General features: G+C 47.7%; 22 protein-coding genes. 13 read left to right on the forward strand and 9 right to left on the reverse strand.

Annotated elements, in window-relative coordinates:
- Positions 1-115 precede the first annotated feature (115 nt).
- Together ptsI and crr are read left to right on the forward strand one after the other, a co-directional pair.
- Positions 116-1843 (forward strand): phosphoenolpyruvate-protein phosphotransferase PtsI, encoded by a 1728-nt coding sequence (gene ptsI / locus DI392_RS04740; RefSeq protein ID WP_109318759.1) that lies wholly within the window; start codon positions 116-118, stop codon positions 1841-1843.
- A 41-nt stretch (positions 1844-1884) separates the two neighbouring features.
- The gene (gene crr / locus DI392_RS04745; RefSeq protein ID WP_109318760.1) at positions 1885-2394 is read left to right on the forward strand and encodes a PTS glucose transporter subunit IIA; all 510 of its coding nucleotides are present in this window, start codon (positions 1885-1887) and stop codon (positions 2392-2394) included.
- A 411-nt stretch (positions 2395-2805) separates the two neighbouring features.
- On the opposite strand, the gene DI392_RS04750 is transcribed toward crr, so the two are convergent.
- The 4 genes from DI392_RS04750 to DI392_RS04765 all read right to left on the reverse strand — a co-directional run bounded on the left by DI392_RS04750 (position 2806) and on the right by DI392_RS04765 (position 6901).
- On the reverse strand, positions 2806-3939 hold the full coding sequence (locus tag DI392_RS04750) for a flagellin (protein ID WP_109318761.1): 1134 nt from the start codon (positions 3937-3939) through the stop codon (positions 2806-2808).
- A gap of 300 nt (positions 3940-4239) precedes the next feature.
- On the reverse strand, positions 4240-5373 hold the full coding sequence (locus tag DI392_RS04755) for a flagellin (RefSeq protein WP_109318762.1): 1134 nt from the start codon (positions 5371-5373) through the stop codon (positions 4240-4242).
- 89 nt (positions 5374-5462) lie between these two features.
- Complete coding sequence (locus DI392_RS04760) at positions 5463-6365, reverse strand: Dyp-type peroxidase (RefSeq protein ID WP_109318763.1); 903 nt, start codon at positions 6363-6365, stop codon at positions 5463-5465.
- Positions 6366-6442: 77 nt separating this feature from the next.
- Positions 6443-6901 (reverse strand): DUF2919 domain-containing protein, encoded by a 459-nt coding sequence (locus DI392_RS04765; RefSeq protein ID WP_109319025.1) that lies wholly within the window; start codon positions 6899-6901, stop codon positions 6443-6445.
- Between the two features lie 80 nt (positions 6902-6981).
- Here DI392_RS04765 and DI392_RS04770 point away from each other — a divergent pair, with 80 nt between their 5' ends.
- Positions 6982-7329 (forward strand): DUF2956 domain-containing protein, encoded by a 348-nt coding sequence (locus tag DI392_RS04770; RefSeq protein WP_109318764.1) that lies wholly within the window; start codon positions 6982-6984, stop codon positions 7327-7329.
- Positions 7330-7394: 65 nt separating this feature from the next.
- Here the strand turns inward: DI392_RS04770 and DI392_RS04775 are convergent, their stop codons facing one another.
- Positions 7395-7682: a winged helix-turn-helix domain-containing protein gene (locus DI392_RS04775; protein WP_109318765.1), complete on the reverse strand. Its 288-nt coding sequence runs from the start codon at positions 7680-7682 to the stop codon at positions 7395-7397.
- Positions 7683-7890: 208 nt separating this feature from the next.
- On the opposite strand from DI392_RS04775, the gene DI392_RS04780 reads away from it, so the two are divergent.
- The 4 genes from DI392_RS04780 to DI392_RS04795 are packed head-to-tail and all read left to right on the forward strand — an operon-like array spanning position 7891 to position 10287.
- Positions 7891-8241 (forward strand): ArsC family reductase, encoded by a 351-nt coding sequence (locus DI392_RS04780; protein ID WP_109318766.1) that lies wholly within the window; start codon positions 7891-7893, stop codon positions 8239-8241.
- A gap of 26 nt (positions 8242-8267) precedes the next feature.
- Positions 8268-9404 (forward strand): succinyl-diaminopimelate desuccinylase, encoded by a 1137-nt coding sequence (gene dapE, locus DI392_RS04785; protein ID WP_109318767.1) that lies wholly within the window; start codon positions 8268-8270, stop codon positions 9402-9404.
- A gap of 9 nt (positions 9405-9413) precedes the next feature.
- Positions 9414-10094, forward strand: coding sequence for a M15 family metallopeptidase (locus DI392_RS04790; RefSeq protein ID WP_109318768.1), 681 nt, complete (start codon positions 9414-9416; stop codon positions 10092-10094).
- 4 nt (positions 10095-10098) lie between these two features.
- On the forward strand, positions 10099-10287 hold the full coding sequence (locus DI392_RS04795; RefSeq protein ID WP_109318769.1) for a DUF2897 family protein: 189 nt from the start codon (positions 10099-10101) through the stop codon (positions 10285-10287).
- A gap of 69 nt (positions 10288-10356) precedes the next feature.
- On the opposite strand, the gene bamC is transcribed toward DI392_RS04795, so the two are convergent.
- Together bamC and dapA are read right to left on the reverse strand one after the other, a co-directional pair.
- The gene (bamC, locus tag DI392_RS04800; protein WP_109318770.1) at positions 10357-11376 is read right to left on the reverse strand and encodes an outer membrane protein assembly factor BamC; all 1020 of its coding nucleotides are present in this window, start codon (positions 11374-11376) and stop codon (positions 10357-10359) included.
- Between the two features lie 81 nt (positions 11377-11457).
- The gene (gene dapA / locus DI392_RS04805; RefSeq protein WP_109318771.1) at positions 11458-12336 is read right to left on the reverse strand and encodes a 4-hydroxy-tetrahydrodipicolinate synthase; all 879 of its coding nucleotides are present in this window, start codon (positions 12334-12336) and stop codon (positions 11458-11460) included.
- 199 nt (positions 12337-12535) lie between these two features.
- On the opposite strand from dapA, the gene DI392_RS04810 reads away from it, so the two are divergent.
- The 4 genes from DI392_RS04810 to bcp all read left to right on the forward strand — a co-directional run bounded on the left by DI392_RS04810 (position 12536) and on the right by bcp (position 17355).
- Positions 12536-13078, forward strand: coding sequence for a glycine cleavage system transcriptional repressor (locus DI392_RS04810; RefSeq protein ID WP_109318772.1), 543 nt, complete (start codon positions 12536-12538; stop codon positions 13076-13078).
- A 370-nt stretch (positions 13079-13448) separates the two neighbouring features.
- A complete protein-coding gene (locus DI392_RS04815; RefSeq protein ID WP_109318773.1) occupies positions 13449-13892 on the forward strand; it encodes a MerR family transcriptional regulator in 444 nt (147 codons plus the stop codon).
- Entirely contained in the window at positions 13882-16680 is a 2799-nt protein-coding gene (locus DI392_RS04820; protein WP_109318774.1) for a heavy metal translocating P-type ATPase, read from the forward strand. Before DI392_RS04815 ends, DI392_RS04820 begins: the two co-directional genes overlap by 11 nt.
- A 213-nt stretch (positions 16681-16893) precedes the next feature.
- Complete coding sequence (gene bcp, locus DI392_RS04825) at positions 16894-17355, forward strand: thioredoxin-dependent thiol peroxidase (protein WP_181388360.1); 462 nt, start codon at positions 16894-16896, stop codon at positions 17353-17355.
- A 91-nt stretch (positions 17356-17446) separates the two neighbouring features.
- On the opposite strand, the gene DI392_RS04830 is transcribed toward bcp, so the two are convergent.
- The gene (locus DI392_RS04830) at positions 17447-18544 is read right to left on the reverse strand and encodes an AI-2E family transporter (RefSeq protein WP_109318776.1); all 1098 of its coding nucleotides are present in this window, start codon (positions 18542-18544) and stop codon (positions 17447-17449) included.
- A 162-nt stretch (positions 18545-18706) separates the two neighbouring features.
- Here DI392_RS04830 and bepA point away from each other — a divergent pair, with 162 nt between their 5' ends.
- Positions 18707-20167 carry a beta-barrel assembly-enhancing protease gene (gene bepA / locus DI392_RS04835; RefSeq protein WP_109318777.1) on the forward strand — a complete coding sequence of 487 codons (1461 nt, stop codon included), beginning with the start codon at positions 18707-18709 and terminating at the stop codon, positions 20165-20167.
- 69 nt (positions 20168-20236) lie between these two features.
- On the opposite strand, the gene DI392_RS04840 is transcribed toward bepA, so the two are convergent.
- Positions 20237-21427, reverse strand: a complete 1191-nt coding sequence (locus tag DI392_RS04840) for a DUF2066 domain-containing protein (RefSeq protein ID WP_181388361.1) — start codon at positions 21425-21427, stop codon at positions 20237-20239.
- Positions 21428-21686: 259 nt separating this feature from the next.
- On the opposite strand from DI392_RS04840, the gene DI392_RS04845 reads away from it, so the two are divergent.
- On the forward strand, positions 21687-22934 hold the full coding sequence (locus DI392_RS04845) for a uracil-xanthine permease family protein (protein ID WP_109318779.1): 1248 nt from the start codon (positions 21687-21689) through the stop codon (positions 22932-22934).
- The last annotated feature ends 121 nt before the right edge of the window (positions 22935-23055 follow it).

A 23055-nucleotide genomic window follows, 5' to 3' on the forward strand; every position in this document is an offset into this window, starting at 1 on the left:
TGTACAGCAAAGTGGCTTTATTAAACATAGAGCACAGTAACAAGAAGTCAGATATAATTCTGGCGGCGGAAACCATTCAAACCATTCACTGTTGAACAACCACTAAGGTAAGGCTATGATTTCAGGCATTCTAGCATCTCCTGGTATTGCTTTTGGTAAAGCACTACTTCTTCAAGAAGATGAAATTGTCCTAAACACAAATTCAATCTCTGACGACCAAGTTGAAGCTCAGGTTCAGAACTTCTTCGACGCACGTAACAAATCTAAACAGCAATTAGAAGCTATCAAGCAAAAAGCACTGGAAACTTTTGGCGAAGAAAAAGAAGCCATCTTTGAAGGTCACATCATGTTGCTTGAAGATGAAGAGCTGGAAGAAGAAATCTTAACCCTCATCAAAGATGAGAAAATGCATGCAGATAACGCTATCCACACCGTTATCGAAGAACAAGCTTCTGCGCTTGAATCTCTGGATGATGAGTACCTGAAAGAACGTGCAACAGATATTCGTGATATCGGCTCCCGTTTTGTTAAGAATGCTCTGGGCATCAACATTGTTTCTCTAAGTGATATCAACGAAGAAGTGATTCTGGTTGCTTACGACCTGACTCCATCCGAAACTGCACAGATCAACCTGGACTACGTTCTTGGTTTTGCTTGTGATATCGGTGGCCGTACCTCTCACACTTCTATCATGGCTCGTTCACTTGAACTGCCAGCTATCGTTGGTACTAACGATATCACTGCGCAGGTTAAGAACGGCGATACTCTTGTTCTTGATGCAATCAATAACAAAATTATCGTGAACCCATCAGAAGAAGAACTGGCTACTGCTAAGAAAATTCGTGACGAATTCCTGGCTGAAAAAGAAGAACTGGCAAAACTGAAAGATCTTCCAGCAGTCACTCTTGATGACCATCACGTAGAAGTTTGCGGTAACATCGGTACCGTTAAAGACTGTGACGGTATTCTGCGTAACGGTGGTGAAGGTGTTGGCCTGTACCGTACAGAGTTCCTGTTTATGGACCGTACTGCGCTTCCAACAGAAGAAGAGCAATACGAAGCATACAAAGAAGTTGCTGAATCAATGGAAGGCAACTCTGTCATTATCCGTACAATGGATATTGGTGGTGACAAAGACCTTCCATACATGGACCTGCCACAAGAAATGAACCCATTCCTTGGCTGGCGTGCGGTTCGTATCAGTCTTGACCGTCGCGAAATCCTTCGTGATCAGCTACGTGGTATCCTGCGAGCGTCTGCACACGGTAAGCTACGCATCATGTTCCCGATGATCATTTCTGTAGAAGAAATCCGTGAACTGAAAAAAGCTATTGAAGAATACAAAGCTGAACTGCGTGCTGAAGGCCTGGCATTCGACGAAAATATCGAGATCGGTGTTATGGTTGAAACACCAGCAGCTGCTGCAATTGCACACCACCTGGCGAAAGAAGTTTCCTTCTTTAGTATTGGTACAAACGATTTAACCCAGTATACTCTTGCTGTTGACCGTGGTAACGAGCTAATCTCTCACTTGTACAATCCACTATCACCTGCTGTACTTACTGTAATCAAGCAAGTAATTGATGCTTCACATAAAGAAGGTAAGTGGACTGGTATGTGCGGTGAACTTGCTGGTGACGAGCGTGCAACTCTGCTTCTTCTAGGGATGGGGCTAGATGAGTTCAGCATGAGCGGTATTTCAATTCCTCGCGTTAAAAAACTTGTTCGTAATGCGAATTTTGCAGAAGTTAAAGCAATGGCTGATGAAGCCCTGCAAATGGCAACTGCTGCAGAAATTGAAGCACATGTTGAAAAATTTATCGCAGAAAAAACAAACTGCTAATATAATTCAACAGAATAAAACAAAATTGTTAGGAGCATGACATGGGTCTGTTTGACAAACTTAAGAAGCTAGTGTCTGATGATAGTGCTGATGCGGGGGCTATCGACATCATCGCACCACTATCTGGTGAAATCGTAAACATCGAAGATGTGCCAGATGTGGTTTTTGCTGAGAAAATCGTTGGTGACGGTATTGCTGTTAAGCCGAACGGCGACAAAATGGTAGCACCTGTAAACGGTACTATCGGTAAGATCTTTGAAACCAACCACGCTTTCTCTATCGAATCTGACGATGGCGTTGAGCTATTCGTTCACTTCGGTATCGACACTGTTGAACTGAAAGGTGAAGGCTTCACTCGTATCGCTGAAGAAGGTCAGTCTGTTAAAGCTGGCGACACTATCATCGAATTCGATCTTCCTTTCCTGGAAGAGAAAGCAAAATCAACTCTGACTCCTGTTGTTATTTCTAACATGGACGAAATCAAAGAGCTGAACAAACTTTCTGGTGCAGTTACTGTTGGTGAAACTCCAGTTCTTCGCGTAACTAAGTAATTTAGTTCGTTAAGTGAATATTCAAAACGCCACCTTCGGGTGGCGTTTTTTGTTTACAGGAAGAGAAGAATCCAGATTACAGAGAGCTTCGCTTTGAGATTACAGAGACTAGATCGCTGCGCTGCTAGAGACTATAAAACCATACAGGTTGGAGGTCGCTACGCTTCAAGGACTAAGACGTTAATCCGTTCTGTTTGCCCGGAGCAGCAGCACTGCCGCGCTGTATTTACCAACGGAGGCATACGGTATAAGCCCTTAATCCCTCCCCCATACTCCCAGCTTGGCTTTTGGGGGACCTGCTGTTCTGTAATCTCAAAGCGAAGCATTCTAGTCTCTAGCTTCTGTATTCTCCACAAAAAAGAACCCGACCAAGTGGCCGGGCTCTGCTATAACTTGCTGTATTGGACTTTATTAACCCAGCAGACTCAGTGCTGAGTTTGGTGCCTGTTTCGCCTGAGCAAGAATTGAAGTAGAAGCCTGCTGCAGGATCTGAGACTTGGTCATAGATGTTGTTTCTTTGGCAAAGTCTGTGTCTTTGATCCGGCTCTTCGAAGCATTCACGTTCTCGTTGATGTTGTCCAGGTTGTTCATCGCATGTTCGAAACGGTTCTGGAATGCACCCAGCTCAGCACGGTGGCTGTCCACGTATTTCAGTGCCGCATCGACGATAGCAACGGATTCCTGAGCGCCACCCACTGAAGTCACATCAATATCATCAACCGTGACAGCCTGAGCACCACTCATACCCAGTTCACCAGCCAGGCCACCGGAGAAAGAAACATCCCCCTGAACATTGTTATTGCCGGCAAATACCTGTAGCTGACCATCTTCATTGATCGATGCTTTTACCAAATCCTGCTGACCGTTGATGTATGTCGCCACCTCTTCAATATCATCACCGGCTTTAGCGTTAACAGTGATTTCCTGCTGTTCACCAAATGAGTCGGTCAGAGTCATGGTCAGATCTGATGCATCAGACTGTACTGTCCAGTTTTCATCTTTTCCGCTTTCGGCTACGTAGCTGGCACCACCCATCATCTCGTTATCAGAACGCATATCTTTCAGCGTCAGCATAACCGCCTCACCGTTATCTGCGCCAATCTGGAAAGATTTTGTGCCGTGAGTACCATTCAACAGCTTGTTACCACCAAAAGACGTAGTTTCTGCAATACGGTTCAGCTCGTCATTCAGTGCCACAACCTCTTCCTGGATAGCCACGCGGTCTGCCTTAGTGTTAGAACCGTTAGCTGATTGCAGGGACAGGTCACGCATACGCTGCAGGATGTTAGTGGTTTCTTTCATCGCACCTTCAGCGGTTTGGGCGATGGATACACCGTCGTTCGCGTTACGTACGGCAACGTCCAGTCCGCGACTCTGTACGTTCAAGCGGTTCGAGATTTGCAGACCTGCGGCATCGTCTTTTGCGCTGTTGATTTTGAAGCCTGAAGACAAACGCTCCATAGATTTGTTCAGGTCGCTTGCTGCACTGTTCAGGTGACGTTGTGCTGTCATTGCTGATACGTTGGTATTTACATTAACTGCCATGGTGATTTCTCCAATTGATTTTCCGGTATTTCGTTTTCCGACGTCTCGGAAAACCAAGTAGTTCTCTCAAAGTTACTTTCATTAACGGCTCAGCGGACAGATCCTTTAGCGAGTTTTGAGTTTTTTTTGAAAAAAGAATTTTTTTGTGGGAAAAGGCTGTAAATAGAGAAAAAAGGCTAAAGTTGGTAAGTAACTGGCCGATACAGTTTGCTTACTATAAACAAAGGCATACCACAAAGGGTATGCCTTATTTATTCTCAATGCCGGATTTGGCTTTATAGTTTGCCAGAGAGCAGTGACTCAACCCAATAGAGTTAACGCCAGGTTAGGGGCCTGCTTAGCCTGAGCAAGGATGCTGGTACTGACCTGTTGCAGGATCTGTTGTTTGATCAGTGCAGTGGTTTCCCGGGCGAAGTCCGTATCTTTTATCCGGCTGTTTGACGCCGCCAGATTCTCGTGGATATTGTCCAGATTATTAATGGCGTGGTCGAAACGGTTCTGGTAAGCCCCCAGCTCTGCCCGGTGGCTGTCGACAAATTTCAGTGCCCCGTCAATCACGCCAACCGCCCGTTGAGCCCCCCCCACAGTAGTGATATCCAGACTATCGACGGTTTCCACGACCGGTCCGGACATAGACAGCTCATTCGCAAGAGAGCCGCTAAACTGAATCGCACCAACGTGCTGACTACCGGCGGTGAAAATCTGCAGTTGCCCGTACTCATTTACGGAGGCAGATACGGTATCCGTCTGACCATTGATATAGGTGGCCAGTTCTTCGATATCATCACCGGCTTTCGCCTGAATATGAATACTCTTGTCCTCGCCCTGTCCGCCTGTGAAGTGCAGCATCAAATCATTCTGCCCTTCTGTCACCGTCCAGCTTTTATCTGCCATCGCATTCGCGGTATAGCTGATCCCCCCCATATCCAGCGTATCAGACCGCATATTTTTCAGGCCGATCTGTACCGCTTCACCGGAGCCAGCTCCTATCTGGAAAGAGGCTTTCCCGAAGTTACCGTTAAGAAGCTTTTTGCCGCCAAATGACGTAGTTTCAGCGATACGGTTCAGTTCATCATTCAGAGAGGACATTTCTTCCTGAATGGCAATACGGTCTGCCTTACTGTTAGACCCATTGGCTGACTGTAAGGAGAGATCCCGCATTCGCTGCAGAATATTGGTGGTTTCATGCATCGCCCCTTCAGCGGTCTGCATGATAGAAATACCATCATTGGCATTCCGTACCGCCACATCCAGGCCACGCATCTGAGATTCGATACGATTGGAGATCTGCAGGCCCGCAGCATCGTCTTTGGCACTGTTAATCCGGCTACCGGAAGACAAACGCTCCAGGGACTGGTTCAGCATATCTGTTGCCAGTCCAAGGTGACGCTGCGCGGTAAGCGCTGAAACGTTTGTATTTACCGTAATTGCCATTATTCCTGTAAGCCCCCAAAAGAGTCTGTCAGCCCTGAGAAAAGTCGCTTTCAGACCCATATCGGCAGAAATACAAAGAACTTTAGCCTTTAGGCCATTTTCATTGCCTGCAGCATCCCGGCAGATGGTGCAAAGAAGTACGCTCCGGTCACTGCCTGAGTAAAACGCAACAATTGATCTGTGGTTCCGTCTTTCTCACCATACATGCTGGATAAAAGCGTCTGGAAATTATGCATGGTATTACAGTAGGCGGTAAACAACAGGCCATGATCACCGGTAACCGTACCGTATGGCAGGCTATGGCGCACAATCTTCAGGCCTTTGCCTTCTTCTTTGATATCTACACGGCCAACATGAGAGTTTGCCGGTACATCATCCAGCTCAATAGAATCCGGTTTGGTACGGCCAATAACCTTTTCCTGCTGCTCAACAGACATTCTGTTCCAGGCATCCAGCTTATGTACAAAGCGCTGGGCCATCACATAACTGCCTCCGGCAAACTCGCCTTCGGGAATAATAGCGACTTCAGCGCGCTCCCCTCCTTCCGGATTTTCAGTGCCGTCGATAAAATCAGTCATATCACGGGCATCCAGATAACGGTAGCTGTAAGTTTCGTCCACCACCTCAACATCATCAGCTATCGCCGACATCAGCTTACGTACCAGATAAAAGTGCAGGTCATGACGGTTAGAATGACAATGGATCAGAACATCCACATCAGTGGCCGGTGCTGTGGTGTCCCCTTTACCAAGCGGCTTGAAGGCAACCAGTTCCGGCGGCACCGGCATATTGGTATGCCGCCAGAATGACTGACTGAATGCGACAGAGGCTGTCAGGTCCGCCCCCGGCTGAAGTTGATTCAGCTCTTCAACCAGTGCGGGAATGTGTTGCAGTTCGGCCAGTACTTTTTCCTGACTGGACTGAATTTTCAATTGCACAAACAGCGCAAAAGGCCCCGGTTCCGGCAAAATGGCGGATTGAGATTGTGACATAACGTTACTTCCTATTCTTATTTAAATATCCATATGTAATAACATAACCATAATACCTTCCGCTTTGATTTCCAGCACTATTTTAAGGAGAGCCCTTTAAAACAGTGCGTGACTCTGCGGCTTCTGAGTACAAACAATAAAAACCAGCACAAAACCACCAGCGTTACCGCCTCAGGCCAGTGAAACCTTCCAGAGGTGAGATAAATACGGTACATCACTACATTTAGCTGAATAATAATAATAGACGCGGAAACCGCTTTTCCCATGCGGAGGATTTTACTAATAAGTGACCTTTCCGGCCGACGCAGACCAATCAGCCAAATAAGGAAGATAGCGGGAAGCCCCAATGCCAGATCCACATAAAGAGCCAAATGGTCAGGATAGACTATTCCCAGCATTTTTTCCCCGGACTGACGACTCACTCCGGCAATCACAAAAACCACCCACGCCCGGGCTAAAAACAACCAGCCCAGCCATAACCATACCGGTGCCCTGAGATAACCATATTTATCATAGTCTTCAATTGGATAACGCACACAAACCCTAACAAGCATCTACATTGATAAGGTCAATATGGTACACTTATCACCCCTGTTTTTGTGTAAAAAGGCTTACAATGTCGAAGAAAAAAAGTACCGTTTCAGCAGAAACACAAACGGAAGCCATGAAAATCGCCAAAGCAACCCAGAAACCCGGACAGACGAAAGAGCAGACCAAGTTGGTTGCTCAGGGAATCGAAAAAGGGATTGCTCAGTATAAAAAGCAGCAGAAAGAAAAGAGCCGCCAGGCTGATAAAGCGAAGAAAAAAGCACAAAAAGAAAAAGCCATACCGCATAGCTCGATGTCAGTAGCCCAGGATACCCACACGCCCCCGGAGGACAATGCAGCTCAGGGGAATAAATTGCCCTGGATATTACTGACTCTTAGCTGGATAGGGTTCATCGGATTTATGTTCCTGCGCTGAATGCTTTAATATTCGCACATCCGGCAGGAAAGCCGCTCCCCGTTGTGCGGGGAGCCAGACTGAGTTTAATCATATACCCCCAGAGTAGAAGCAATATCCCTCTGGCGTTCCTGTACCCACTTGCTGTCAAACGGACCCCAATCTGAAAGCTGATAGTAGCCGTCGTTATGACGCCGCCCATCCTGGATAAACATCAGCTCAATACCGATTCCCGGCAGAGCTTTAATAACGTCCTGAATGGTTCTGCGAGGCCACCCCGTTTTTTCTATTAACCTTGGTACGTTTGGTCTTTCCATACTCTCGACCAATAAGGCTAAATACAAACGCCTTGCAAAAACAGGATTCAACTCCATTGATACCTCCAAATACGATGTAAAACCATTATTTCTTTTTTGCTTCAAATTATTTTGAGGTCGATCAAATATACCCGAGTTACCTCGATTAATCCGTCAGAGCCTCCTTTAGGAACGGCACATCATGAGGAATTACGTAAATCTTATTTTGCACGGCTACCTCTTCCTGTTACGATTCAGCCACTCAACAAAGAAAAAAGGATATGGTATGACAATAACCATGTATGGCATCCCAAACTGCGATAGCATAAAAAAAGCAAAAAAATGGCTTGAACAGGCTGGTATTGATTATGAATTTCACGACTATCGTAAACAGGGTGTCGACACAGAAATGGTGACAACATTCTGCCAGCAGTTTGGCTGGGAAAAAGTTGTCAATAAGCGGGGTACCACGTACCGTCAATTGACCCAGGAGCAGAAAGACACGCTGGACGAAGCCACAGCAATCACTTTGCTGGTTGAGCACCCGGCAATGATCAAACGCCCTGTTCTGCTGGTTGATGAACACTATTATCTTGGCTTTAAGGCCGACGAATATTCCGCTATTTTTAATAAGTAAGCTTTAACACGTAAGGAACTCCAAGGATGACAGACAGCCCTGTACTGGCTCTGGCAAAAGATCTTATCAGCCGCCAATCGATTACCCCTGAAGACGCAGGCTGCCAGGAAGTAATGATCAAACGACTTGAAGCATTGGGCTTTCAAGTTGAAGTGATGGTGTTTGAAGATACCACTAACTTCTGGGCCCGCCGCGGTACAGAAGCTCCGCTATTTGCCTTTGCCGGCCATACTGATGTGGTTCCTGCCGGCCCAATCGAGCAATGGCATACGCAGCCATTTGAACCGACTGTCATTGATGGTCACCTGCATGGCCGTGGTGCTGCTGATATGAAGAGCTCATTGGCCTGCATGGTTGTGGCTGTCGAGCGTTTTGTTGAAGAAAACCCAGATCACAAAGGTTCTATCGGCTTTCTTATCACCTCCGATGAAGAAGGACCATTTATCAATGGTACTGTTCGCGTAGTGGACACACTGATGCAGCGCGGTGAGCACATTGATATGTGCATTGTGGGTGAGCCATCCAGTACGCATTTTACCGGTGACGTCATCAAAAATGGCCGCAGAGGCTCTATTACTGGTGATCTTATCGTTCTGGGGACACAGGGGCACGTGGCCTATCCACACCTTGCCACTAACCCGGTACATGAAGCATTTCCAGCTCTGGCAGAACTGGCTAACACCAAATGGGATGAAGGTAATGAGTTCTTCCCGCCAACCAGCTTCCAGATCCCAAATATTCATGCGGGTACCGGTGCTTCTAACGTGATTCCGGGGGAAATGGACGTTCAGTTTAACCTGCGTTACAGCACTGAACTGAGCAGTGACGATATTATGCGTCGCATCCATTCGACATTAGACTCCTACGGCCTTAACTACGAACTGAACTGGACTCTGAATGGTGACCCGTTCCTGACCGACAAAGGCGCACTGCTTGATGCCGTTGTCGCTGCAGTAGAAGATGTAAACCATAAAACACCAGAACTACTGACTACCGGTGGTACCTCAGACGGACGCTTTATCGCCCGTATGGGAGGAGAAGTGATTGAGCTGGGCCCGGTAAACGCGACAATCCATAAAGTGAATGAGTGTGTGAACATTGCGGAACTGGAAAAGCTGACTGATATGTACCAGAAAACACTGGAAAAATTGTTAACAAAGTAGCCTATTAATATGCGTCCTGAAGAGTTAACCGGACAAAGCAGCAACCATCTTGCAGAACTTACGACCCTGCATCAGAGCCTGCTGGCTGAGCAAAAGGTTCACGATGATCTTATTGCTCTGGTTAACTCTGCCAGCGCTTCAGGCTTTCAGCTAACTGTCGCCAGCGGCTTCCGGGATTTTTCCCGTCAGTTAATAATCTGGAATAACAAGTTCACCGGTAAGCGCCCGCTCCTGGATTCTCAGGGCAGACCTCTTGATATCCGGAAGCTGACTGAGACTGAAAAGCTGTTCGCTATTTTGCGCTGGTCGGCTCTGCCGGGCGCAAGCCGCCATCACTGGGGAACCGATTTTGACGTTTATGCTCAAAACCTGTTGCCCGCAGATACCCGGCTTCAACTTGAGCCCTGGGAATACCACTCCGGTCATCAAGCAGAGCTCTATTACTGGTTACGAGAGAACCTGACTGATTATGGGTTCTTCTTCCCTTATGCTGAAGACCAAGGGGGCGTTGCCCCTGAACCCTGGCACATCAGCCATATTCAGCGCAGTCAGGCATATATGGAAGAGACAACACCGCACATCATCCAATCAGTAGTGGGAGCAGCCTCTCTTTCAGGCAAGCATACCGTTCTCGAACAGTTTGAAACCATATACACTCAGTATATAACCAATATCTGCCAGCCGGATTAAGCTTATGGAGATCCCTTTAACCCCCGTGGTTATCTTTATCATTCTTGTTGTTGTGATTATCGGCAATGTAGCCGCGCTTAAGCACGCCTCTCATCTGAGACTGGAATGGATGGAAAAAAAGCAGGGACAAAAAAGCGATCTTGAAAAATTAACTGAGCTGGATAAAAAGCACCACCCGGAAGAGCATCAGTAATTCAAAGCCCCAAAATTAAAAAGGGAAGGCCGTTCAGCCTTCCCTTGCGCATCTCTAAAAAGTGACCAATTAATCCAGCTTCATTACCGCAGCTAACGCTTCCGACACTTCAGCCAGAGCCTGTTCATCGACCGCTTTGTCTTCATAATTGGTAATAGCAATCGAAGTTCGGTTACCCAGATCCCCTAACTGGAACGTATACTCTGTTCCGGTAAGGCTCAACGGTGCCATATCAAGACGCTGCCAGAACTCTTCATCTGCTTCATTGTATTCTGTCTCAATAACCCCTTGAGACTGATTACGGTCTTTCAGTTTAAAGCCTAGCTTCGGCAAAATATCGGCGGCCCGCTTCCAGAAGATATTGTACTGAGCACGAGCAATAATAACCGGAAGCCCGTTTCTGTCTTTCCCGACACTGACCGGGATCTGTTGAACCAGTTGCTGCGCTCTCCGCTCTGCTTCATCTTGCTGTTTTTTGTCATACAGCATGGTCACTAAATTTGCCATCTGTATGTTGTAGCGCTCCCGGTTAAGCCCGCTCACAGACTGAACCTGCTCTCCTTGTCGCCATTCAAGCATGCTTACCCTGAATCCAAACCGACGGTTCGCTTCAAAACGCTCCATGACAAACCTGGCACTCACTTCAGAGTCTTCATCTTCACGATTCCAGCTCACCCAGCCAGTTTCGATCCGATTATTGCTGTTTTCCCGCAATGCAATATTCCGAGCCTGCAACATTTCCCTGGCAGTAGACCATACCTTATCCATTTCTTCCTGTTTCACCAGCCACATAATAACGCTGCCATTATCCAGCTCTGTACGGGCTCCGGGTACTAACTCCAACAACTGCTGAGGAGGACGGATATCCACCGCTGATCCAACCGGACCTTTAAATTCACCAGCCGGAATATCATAGTTCGGGTAAAACAGTGACTCAGCACCTTCAGGCAAGGTCCATGCTTCAAATGCCTTAGTCTCAAGATAAGAAAAATCATCCCCGGCCTGACGGCGTTCCGCAGGACTGCTCGAACATGCACTTAAGACAATAACAGCCAGTGAACTCACCACTAGCTGACGAGAAAACTTCATCGCTACTCCTGATAAACATCCGAGGTCATTTGAAGCTTTGCTTCAAATGACCTCGAAGAAAACAATTACTAAAATGATGCTCTATAACAAACCGGCTTCAGCCATTGACTTCTCAACAATCGGCTGATTTTCTTCTGTCAGTTCGGTCATAGGTAGTCTCAAATGGCCATTCTGGATCAGCCCCATACGGTGGGCTGCCCACTTCACAGGGATAGGACTAGACTCAATAAACAGATTCTTATGCAGAGACATCAACTTCTGGTTAAGGGCCTCCGCCTCCTCCCACTGACCTTCAGCCGCAAGCCTGAACATGGTTGCCATATCAACAGCTGCAACATTGTTGGTCACAGAGATCACACCGTCACCACCCAGGCGAACAAATTCAAGCCCGGTTGCATCATCACCACTGAGTAAGACGAAATCTTTGCCACAAAGTTCACGGTGCAATGCAACTCTTTCTAAATCACCCGTTGCGTCCTTGAGTGCCACAATATTGTCAATCTTAGCCAGACGAGCCACTGTCTCAGGTTTCATATCCACTGCAGTACGTCCCGGCACGTTATAAAGAATAACGGGAACTTCACTGACTTCCGCTATTGCCTTGTAGTGTTGATACAAGCCTTCCTGAGTTGGCTTATTATAGTAAGGCGTCACACTCAGGACACCGGCAATACCGGAATCATTCAGAAGGCGACTGAATGTTACCGCCTCATGAGTTGCGTTTGCTCCTGTTCCCGCAATCACTGGAATACGGCCATCAGCAAACTCAACCGTCTTGTTTACTACCTTGACATGTTCTTCAATCGTTAATGTTGCCGATTCACCAGTTGTCCCTACGATCACGATACCATCCGTACCTGACTCTACATGGAACTCTACAAGCTTATTAAGGCTATCAAAATCAACTTCACCGTTACTGTCAAATGGTGTTATTAGCGCAACAATGCTTCCTGAAAACATGTCTATCTCCCTTATTTTGTACTCCGAGCATAGTAATGCATGAATCTCAGTGAACACAAGGGATTAAAGCCGGTTTACCGATACTAAATCACGATTAATTCATAGCAGACCAATTCCATGGTCAATAACGCCCTGATATTTACCCACTCCGCCAATGTGCTAGTATGTCAGAGATAACAACTCATAAAGAAGTGCAGCCATGTCTCAACACCTAGTGATCACCGCAATAGGCTCAGACCGCCCCGGCGTATGTAACCAAGTTGTCCATTTAGTCGCCGAGGCCGGGTGTAATATTGTTGATAGCCGTATCGCCCTGTTTGGTAATGAATTTACCCTGATTATGCTGATTTCCGGTAACATTAATGGCATCACCAGAGTAGAAACGACCCTTCCTCTGCTCGGGCAGGAACTCGACCTTATCACCATCATGAAACGGACCTCCCCCCACACTGAACCGGAGCACTGCTATACCGTAGAAGTGTTTGTCGAATCAGAAGACAGGCCGGGATTAACAGAACAGTTTACCCATTTCTTTGCCGACAGAAACATCGACATGGAGTCTCTCAGTGCTAAGGCCATCGATAAGCGCAAACTGCACTTAGACACCGACCAGTTCCAGATTTCCATCACTGCCAGAGTGGATTCCGACTGTAACCTGATGCAATTACAAGAAGATTTTAATGCCCTGTGCGCTTCACTATCAGTACAGGGCTCCCTCAACTTTATCAAAAACAGCCTGTAATCCAGGCTCGTTCAACGATACAACGACCACCGGAGTCGCCTCTATGCTCCGGGGATGGTGTGTTGCTTTCCTTTCAGACTCGCTCTCCGGTATGAATATTCTTTAAACCATTTCTTGACCTATGTGTTACACATAGGTTCTAAGATAATGATAGATAGGTTATACAACGAAACAGGAGAGACCAAATGAGCTGCTGCAATAAAGCACCTAACGGGGGCAGTAATAATCCGGCGTTAATGTTCAAAGTACTTATAGTGATGCTGTTCGCTATCCTATTACTTGTTGTTTTATTTGGCTAATAAGTTTATCTGATTACGGATAGTGACAAGTACATACGTCTACACTTTCCGTTCATTGAAAGGATACGATCATGAAGACATCAGAACTGGCAAAACAGGTTGGTGTAACAGCAGAAACTGTACGCTTTTACACACGCAAAGGACTGCTAACCGCGACCAGAGATCCAGAAAATGATTACAAACTCTATGATAAAGCAGCATTAGAGCGGTTGAAATTTATCACTCAGGCCAGAGCCATCGGGTTCAGCCTGAAAGATATAGAGGACATTATTCAGTTTTCGGAGCAAGGTACCTCACCTTGCCCAAAAGTACGTCAGATGCTTGGTCAGAAGATTCAGGAGACCGAGAAAAAAATTGAGGAATTACAACAGCACCTGATCATGATGCAAGAAACGCTTTCTGACTGGGCTACAGAACCAGACATGGTCCCTGATGGCAAAGCCATTTGCTGTCTTATCGAGGACTGGTCTGATAATCATAGTAAGTCACCAAAGGAGACTAACAATGAGCACTAATACCTATTCACTGTCTCTGAGCGGTGTTAATTGCATGAAATGTGTCGGTAAAATCACCACATCACTGCGTGAGCACGACCCGGATATATCACTGGTGATTAATGACAGTAAAGATCAGGCGGATCTCATCACAGAGCTAGCGCCACAAGAGGCTATTGAGATTATTACCGAAACTGGTTATCAGGCCGCTACCATAGAAGCTGAACCCAGTGTAAACGACGATACTATCATTGTGCCGGTGGCTAAAGTGTCATGTCAGGGCTGCGTAAAGAAAATTACCAAAGCGATTAAGGAACTGGACCCGGATGCGGATGTTGCCGTGGATATCGAGGCCCAGCAACTCACGGTAACTGGTAATGTCAGCGTCGGTCAGGCAGAAAACGTACTGAATGAACTCGGCTACGCTGCCGGGAAGCAATCAGAAGACATTGAAACAGAACCAAAAGAGGTTCCCGCCTCCACTGTCGTCTCCGATGAACCAAACACTCACCAAGCTCAAGACATCCAGTTAACGGATCTTACGGCAGATTCAGGAAAGAATCCTGTTCAACTCGCCCTGTCTGGGGTTACCTGTGCCAGTTGCGTCAATACGATTGAGACGGCACTCAATAAACTACCGGATGTTGAAACGGTAAATATCAACTTTGGTACCAGAACCGCTACCATCGTATCGGCTTACCCGGCAGAAACCCTAATCGAAACCGTAGAGTCCGCCGGTTACGGTGCCAAACAGATTGTCGATGAAGACGCAGCAGAAGAAGAACGCGTCAGTCAGGAGAAACAAGAATACCGGGCGAAAATGACCCAAAGTGCCATTGGTCTTGGTGTCGGCCTGCCATTGATGATCTATGGTCTGCTGGGCGGCCCGATGAATGTCGATACCGGCTCTGAACGTCTGCTTTGGTTAGGAGTAGGCCTGATCACTTTCATTATTTTGTGGAAGGCAGGCAAACATTTCTTCTCCGGTGCTTTCAAAGCATTTCTTAACCGAAACGCGAATATGGATACCCTGATAGCACTGGGTACCGGTACCGCCTGGTTATACTCAATGGTCGTGGTTCTGGCTGCCGGATACTTACCAGAGAGTGCCCGTCACCTGTATTTCGAAGCAACCGCCATGATTATTGGTCTGATTAACCTGGGGCAGGCTCTGGAATTAAAAGCTCGGGGAAGAACCTCGCAAGCGATACGCCGCCTGCTTGACCTCAGAGTGAAAACCGCTCTGGTGATCAGAGATGGTCAGGAACTGACCCTGCCGGTGGAAGAAGTCATGGCCGGAGACCAGATCAGAGTCAGAGCCGGAGAGAAAATCCCGGTGGATGGCATTGTTCTCGAGGGACAATCCGTGATTGATGAATCCATGCTGACCGGAGAACCCATTCCCGTTGAAAAAGTGGCTGGCGACAGTGTTTCAGCCGGTACGGTAAATGGACAGGGTAGTATTCTGTTTGAAGCACAAAAGGTCGGCAGCGATACTGTCCTTGCCCAGATCATCAGTATGGTGTCCAACGCTCAGAACTCGAAGCCGCCTATCAGCCACCTGGCAGATAAAGTGTCAGCCGTGTTTGTTCCGACTGTGATGATTCTTTCTGTTCTGACCGCACTGGCCTGGTATAACTTTGGTCCGCAGCCGACTCTGGTTTATATGGTTGTCGCAGCCACTTCAGTACTGATCATCGCCTGTCCTTGTGCCCTTGGACTGGCCACCCCGATATCCACCATGATTGGGGTGGGTAAAGCCGCAGAATTTGGCGGACTGATCCGTAACGGTGAAGCGCTGCAACGGGCCAGTGAGCTGGATACCATTGTTCTGGATAAAACCGGCACCATCACTCAGGGTAAACCTGTCGTCACGAATTACCGCAGCTTCAGCGATAGTGACGATCTGTTAAGCCTGACCGAAGCGCTGGAAAAAGGCTCTAACCACCCACTGGCAATGGCATTAACCAGCTATGCCAGTGAACATAAACTGGCAAGTGAACACAAACCGGAACAAAGCATCACTGTAGAGGTAACCGACTTTGAATCCGTCACAGGCATGGGGGTAAAAGCGACTGCTGGTGAGACTCAGTTACTGCTTGGCAATGAAAAACTAATGCGCCAGCACGGCATTAATGTTGATTCGGTCAAAACACTGGCATCAGAATGGGAACAAGAGGCCAATACAGTAACCTACTTTGCCAGAGACAACCGTATTGAAGCTCTGTTCGGCATCAGCGACCCTATCCGGGAAGATTCTAAAGCCGCCATTGCTCGCTTCCACCAGCAGGATCTGCGTGTGGTCATGCTGACCGGGGATAACCCGAATACTGCCGCCGCAATTGCGCGTGAAGCAAACGTTGATGAGTTTTACGCTGAATTAATGCCCGAAGACAAGCTCAACTGGGTTAAGACTCTTCAAAGCAAAGGCAAGGTCGTCGGGATGGTCGGTGACGGTATCAATGATGCCCCTGCACTGGCTCAGGCGGATGTCGGCTTTGCTATCGGCAGCGGTACCGATGTTGCCATCGAAAGTGCCGATATCACCCTGATGCGCGGCTCACTGCATGGGATTTCCGACGTTATCGCCATCAGCAGTGCAGCAATGAAAAATATCAAACAGAACCTGCTGGGTGCCTTTATCTACAACTCTCTGGGCATTCCGGTTGCGGCAGGCGTGCTGTTCCCACTGACAGGCTGGCTGCTCAGCCCGATCATTGCCGGTGCCGCCATGTCGTTATCCTCCATTACCGTGGTCAGCAACGCGAACCGTCTTCGCCTGTTTAGCCCTCAGGGAACAAACAAATAGGAGCAAATTATGTTGATTAATTTAATAGGATTAGCTGTGATTGGCCTGATCATCTGGTGGTTCTGGATGAAATAGCCTGAAGGATAATACGGTTGACTAACGGGGCTGGCCGATCATATAACAAGAATACAACGATAAACTGATACCAAGGCCAGCCATTCAACTATCCTTATGACTGGAATAGGTATAAACACTAAAAAGGAAGTCAACGCCATGTTAGACATTGGTAAGCCAGCCCCAACCTTTACACTAGAAGACCAGACCGGCTCTGAAGTTTCACTTGCCGACTTCGGCGGCAAAAAAGTATTGGTGTACTTTTACCCGAGAGCCTCAACACCAGGATGTACCACTCAGGCATGCGGGTTACGAGATTCGATGGCAGAACTGAAAGACCTCAACGTTGAAGTATTGGGTATCAGCCCTGATACGCCAAAGAGACTCGCCAACTTTACCGAAAAGCAGAGCCTGAATTTCACCCTGCTGGCCGATCCTGAACATGAAGTGTGTGAAGCCTACGGAGTCTGGCAGCTGAAAAAATTTATGGGCAGAGAAAATATGGGTGTGGTCCGTACCAGCTTCTTAATTGACGAAAACGGCAACCTTGAACATATCTTTAATAAGTTCAAAACCAAAGATCACCATGAAGTGGTGTTGAACTATCTGAACGACGCTTAAAACAGATAAATAGCGCATTTTGTATTTAAAAAGCCATTGCTACATGAATAACAATGGCTTTTTCTCACCCTATACCCAACGGGAAAAGTCTTTAATCTGAAGAGGATTCGCTTTCTGAGGACTCCTCTACAGCGTCCCCCTCATCCTGACTCTTAATCGCATTCCAGACCGCTTTCACCAACGTTGCCAGGGGGATGGCAAAAAAGACGCCCCAAAAACCCCATAGACCGCCAAAAAACAGGACAGAAATAATAATGGCGACAGGGTGAAGGTTAACCGCTTCAGAGAACAGTACTGGTACCAGCAAGTTACCATCCAGAGCCTGGATGACACCATAAGACGCTAATAACCAGTAAAAATCAGGTGTAAGCCCCCACTGAAACAGGCCGACAATCGCCACCGGGACGGTCACTGCGGCAGCACCAATGTACGGAATTAATACCGACAACCCAACCGCAACACTGAGCAAAACAGAATAGCGCAGGTCCAGTACGGCAAAAGTCACATAACTCACGGCACCGACAACCAGGATCTCCATCACCTTACCGCGGATATAGTTGGAGATCTGCTGGTTCATCTCTCTCCACACCCGAGTCGCAAGGCGTCGGTTTTTCGGCATAAAACTGCTTAGCATATCCAACATGGTCTCTTTGTCTTTTAGTAGGAAAAAGACCAGCAGCGGCACCAGTATCAGATACACAACCAGAGTAGCAATACTCACCAGCGAGGACAAAGACCCCTTAACCATAGTTTCGCCCAACGCAACAATCTGATCTTTAGCATTAGACATGACAGGCTCAACGATCTGCATATTGGCCAGTTCCGGGTAATTCTCCGGAATAGTGTTAACAAAATTCTGCAGTCCGGCAAACATACTCGGTATATCGTTAAGCAGGTTACTCACCTGACTCCATATCGTCGGTATAAGCCCAAACAGAGCAAGGAGCATCAAACTGACAAATAAAATGAGAACCAGAATCACCGCAATCGTTCGGGGTATACCGACACGAACCATTTTCATCACCGGCCATTCCAGAAGGTAGGCGATAACGATAGCGAGCAGAAAAGGAGCCAGAAGGTGCCCAAAAAAATAAATGGTAATAAACCCGAACAGCAGTATCGCTACCAGGCTCACGGCATGCGGATCAGAAAATCGTCGCTGATACCAGCGCACTATCATATCAAACATCGGTAAAGGCTCTCTTTCAATGGTCGGATTCTATCCGAAATCAATCATATAGGTTTTACTCTAATAGTTATAGGGAGTATTTTCCGATCCCCGAAACAAAGTGTAAACTTGGTGGTCATACATTCAAAGTAAGTTATAAAAATTCCGGAGCCGTTGTCCGTCATGTTAAAGTGCCGCCGATCCTTTATGTCACTCTGTATTGCTGTTGCCATCACTCTTTCTCCTGCATCTTCTGCGAACACCCCGGAGATGGATCTGCCGGATATCGGTACTGCAGCTGCAGGCACCCTGACGATTGATCAGGAACTGAACTACGGGGATGCCTATATGCGTATGCTGAGGGCAAGCAAACCTATCATTAACGATCCGGTACTGAATGAATATATTCAGAGCCTCGGACACAAACTGGTGGCCAATGCCAATGATGTAAAAACGCCTTTCAGCTTCTTTATGATCCGGGACAGGGATATTAACGCCTTTGCATTCTTTGGCGGTCATGTTGCTCTGCATTCCGGACTCTTTCTGCACGCCAACAGCGAAAGCGAGCTGGCTTCGGTTATCGCGCACGAAATTGCCCACGTAACCCAGAGGCATCTGGCTCGCAGTATGGAAGATGAAGCCCGTCGCTCACCGGCGACGATTGCCGCCCTTGCCGGGTCACTTTTGTTAGCCATTGCGGCTCCTCAGGCTGGAGTAGCGGCGATGACGGCCACAACAGCAGGAGCGATGCAAAGTAGCATAAATTACACCCGCAGCAATGAAGAAGAAGCCGATCGGTTTGGTATGGCCACCCTCGCGAAAGCTGGCTTTGAGGTTCAGGCTATGCCCCGCTTCTTTTCCCGGCTGGCAGAACAATACCGTTATGCCAGTACACCACCAGCCATGCTATTAACACACCCCCTGCCGGAGGCGAGGATCACTGACTCACGATTGCGGGCACAGCATTACTCTCCGGTAAAACCGGGCCTTTCAATTGAATACCATCTGGCGAAAGCCCGAATTGTCGCCCGCTATGCCGGTATCGATTCTGAGGCAGCGCTTGACTGGTATGCCCGAAAACTGAAAAAAGCGCCGGAGGTACTTGTTTCAACTCTGGAATACGGACAAGCTTTGGTTTACCTGGATACCAATCAACTGGATAAGGCGGAACCCATTCTTCTGAAGCTGCTTAAACAGGATGCAAACAATAACTTCTATCTGGATGCGTTATCGGACCTGTTTCTGGCTCAGCAGAAACCAAAGAAAGCTATTCAGATGTTGGAAAAAGCGCTGGGTAAGAAACCGGATAACCCGGTACTCACAGTCAATTATGCGAATGCATTAATCGAAAACCGCCAATATGAGGAAGCGATTCCTCTGCTTCAGCACTACACCCACGACTACCCGGACGATATGAACGGCTGGCAATTACTAGCAAAAGCAAGCGCCGAACAAGGCATCAGCGATCAGGAACTGGCCGCCAGAGGAGAACTGTTTGCTCTGCAGGCCAACTGGGGCAAAGCCATTCAGTATTACACTAAGGCAAGCCAGTTGGTCGAGCTGGGAAGCCTGAAGCAGGCAAGGTATGATGCCAGAATCGATGAACTGTTAGTCCTTCGGGACAAATTCCAGTCACTTCAGTAGACACCTTCCTCCTTCGCATAACAATAAGGCCCGGATATCCGGGCCTTATCAGTTCAACTTATTCACGCGCTAACGAACCCACTCAAACACGAAAGACGGCTCATCTTCCTGCGTTTCTGGTACTACTGTACTTTCCCCTACGGAAACAGGTACCACCTCACCAGTACTCTCTACCGCCACCGTTGGATCATCTGATAACGGGCTTTGCATCTGAAACTCTGGCACTGACTCTGACAGCTGCTCCCCGAACGGCTCAATATCGAATTTTCGGATATGCAGGGAACCGGTTAGTTCGCCTTCGAAATTCTCTTCCGATGTTAACAGGTGTATCCGCAGTGTGACTTCGTTCCCGGAGATGTTCATCAGATCCACACCCGCAACCGAGTTAAGCGCTTTAATCTGTTTTTCCAGAGCAAAAAAGTCATCCGAAGAATTGATCTCGATAAACTGAGCGGTCACCGCTCCCGATGCTTCTCCGCTGTACTGGACTGAATTTTTTGCTGAAAAATAATCACTTACCTGATCCACAGCCTGTTCCAGGGCTGAACTGAATGAACCACGACTCTGTCCGGAAACAGGCGTTTCACTGGAAGAGGCCAGCAACGCCGGCTTATCGTCATAGAGGGTATAACGTATCTGACTATTATCAGCATCACCGGAAATACGCAAAACAAGAACAGCGTCAGCCGGATAACGTTCACTGGCCTTACCGATGGACTGAACAAAACCACCCCACAGTTCTGGTGGACTGATTCCGGTCACATCTTCGATATCCCCGACAGGAACAGTCACTGGTAAACCTCTCAGCCCGGCATAATATTTCAGCGTCGACACGGCGTCGTCTTCTGACTGCTCCCAGACAATATCACGGCCATATCTCGTTTCTTCCACCAGCCAGACCAACACACTGGCCCGCTCTTCAGACCAGAATGGCAACTGAGCCTGAGTCAGTAACGAACGGATCTGAGGGGCATTAAATACCATTCGTAACGTCTGCTGTTCAGACAAGGTCCCATAGCCAATTTGAGAAAGGTATTCTCCGCTATTACGTAATGCTTTGATAACAACAGGGTTATCAGCCGCCTGCTTATCGCCAGTGGCCCGGACAATGACCTGCGCCATCCCCTGCCGCCGGGCCGTATTTTCAGCATCGGACGCGGCTCCGTCGAGCAGCACTTCAGCACTATAAACATCCACGTTTGTTAATGCGTAAGAGGGTGAAGCCAATAATCCCAGTAAAAGAAAAGCTATATAACGCATACTGCTCCCAACAGACCACAAATGAAGCAACGATGATAAGCAACTCCGGGCAAGGGAGCAAGACAATACGTCTTTCGCTGCCGCCATATCACCTATGTTATCATTGTTCTCTCTGCTCACTCAGTTACTCAGCCCCCATTAAACCCTTAAAAATTTTAACTTCATCACAGTTTTTTTTGATCTTATGCCTGAAGCAACCGATTGCGAAATGATAAAATCCCGCGAATTTTATTTTTATTAGCCAGATGGATTACTACTTATGACTACCATTATCCAAGGTGCCCAGATGCTGTTCGTCGCATTCGGTGCTCTTGTCCTGGTCCCCTTACTGACCGGACTTGACCCGAATGTCGCGCTCTTCGGAGCCGGTTTCGGGACCCTTTTATTCCAAATTATCACCCGTCGTTCTGTTCCTGTTTTTCTTGCTTCTTCCTTTGCTTTTATCGCTCCTATTATGTACGGCACCCAAACCTGGGGTATTGCCGGAACCATGGGTGGCCTGATTGCAGCCGGACTTGTCTATGTCTTTATGGGTGCGTTAATCAAAGCGAAAGGCGTTGCGGTTATTCACAAACTGCTTCCTCCGGTCGTTGTCGGCCCGGTGATTATGGTTATCGGTCTTGGACTTGCTCCGACCGCTGTCAATATGGCTCTGGGTAAAACCGGTGATGGCAGCGCCCAATTAGTGAATGGCGATATTGCTCTGTGGGTGTCATGTGCCTCTCTTATCACCACCATTACCATCAGTGTTTTTGCTAAAGGCATGCTGAAGCTTCTGCCTATCTTTGGCGGTATTGTGGTTGGCTACGTACTAAGCCTGATATTCGGCATTGTTGACTTTACCCCTGTTGCTCAGGCGGCATGGCTTGCTCTGCCAAACTTCACTTTCCCTGAGTTTAACCTGAACGCCATTCTGTTTATGATCCCGGTGGCTATAGCTCCGGCCGTTGAACACGTTGGCGATATGATTGCTATCTCTCAGGTAACCGGTAAAGATTATCTGAAAAAGCCAGGCCTGCACCGCACGATTACCGGTGACGGGGTCGCGACGATGGCAGCCGCTATGCTGGGCGCGCCACCAAATACAACCTATAGTGAGGTTACCGGTGCCGTTGTCCTGACCCGCGCTTTTAACCCGGCCATCATGACCTGGGCTGCGGTTACTGCGATTATCCTGGCACTGGTTGGTAAACTGGGTGCAATACTGCAAACCATTCCGGTTCCTGTTATGGGGGGTATTATGATCCTGCTGTTTGGTTCCATTGCAACTGTTGGCCTGAATACCCTGATCAAGAACCACGTTGACCTGCATAAATCCCGCAATCTGGCTATTGTTGCAGTCACACTGGTCTTTGGTATCGGCGGTATGGCTTTCGGTATTGGTGGGTTCAGTCTGCAAGGGATCAGCCTATGCGGTATCGTGGCAATTGTCCTTAACCTGATTCTTCCTGATGAGCTGGGTGAATCCCACGTTGTCGATAACGCTCAAATAGAAGAAGAAGCGTAAACGGCTTCCCTGATATCAATTCCAAATAGAAAAAGGGCTGGTATGCAACCAGCCCTTTGTGCTTTATGTCTCTTTATAAAGCTTTATGCATCTGTATAAAATAGGTAGATAGGTCTACAAG

The organism is Vibrio albus, from assembly GCF_003144035.1.
GTDB lineage: Bacteria > Pseudomonadota > Gammaproteobacteria > Enterobacterales > Vibrionaceae > Vibrio > Vibrio albus.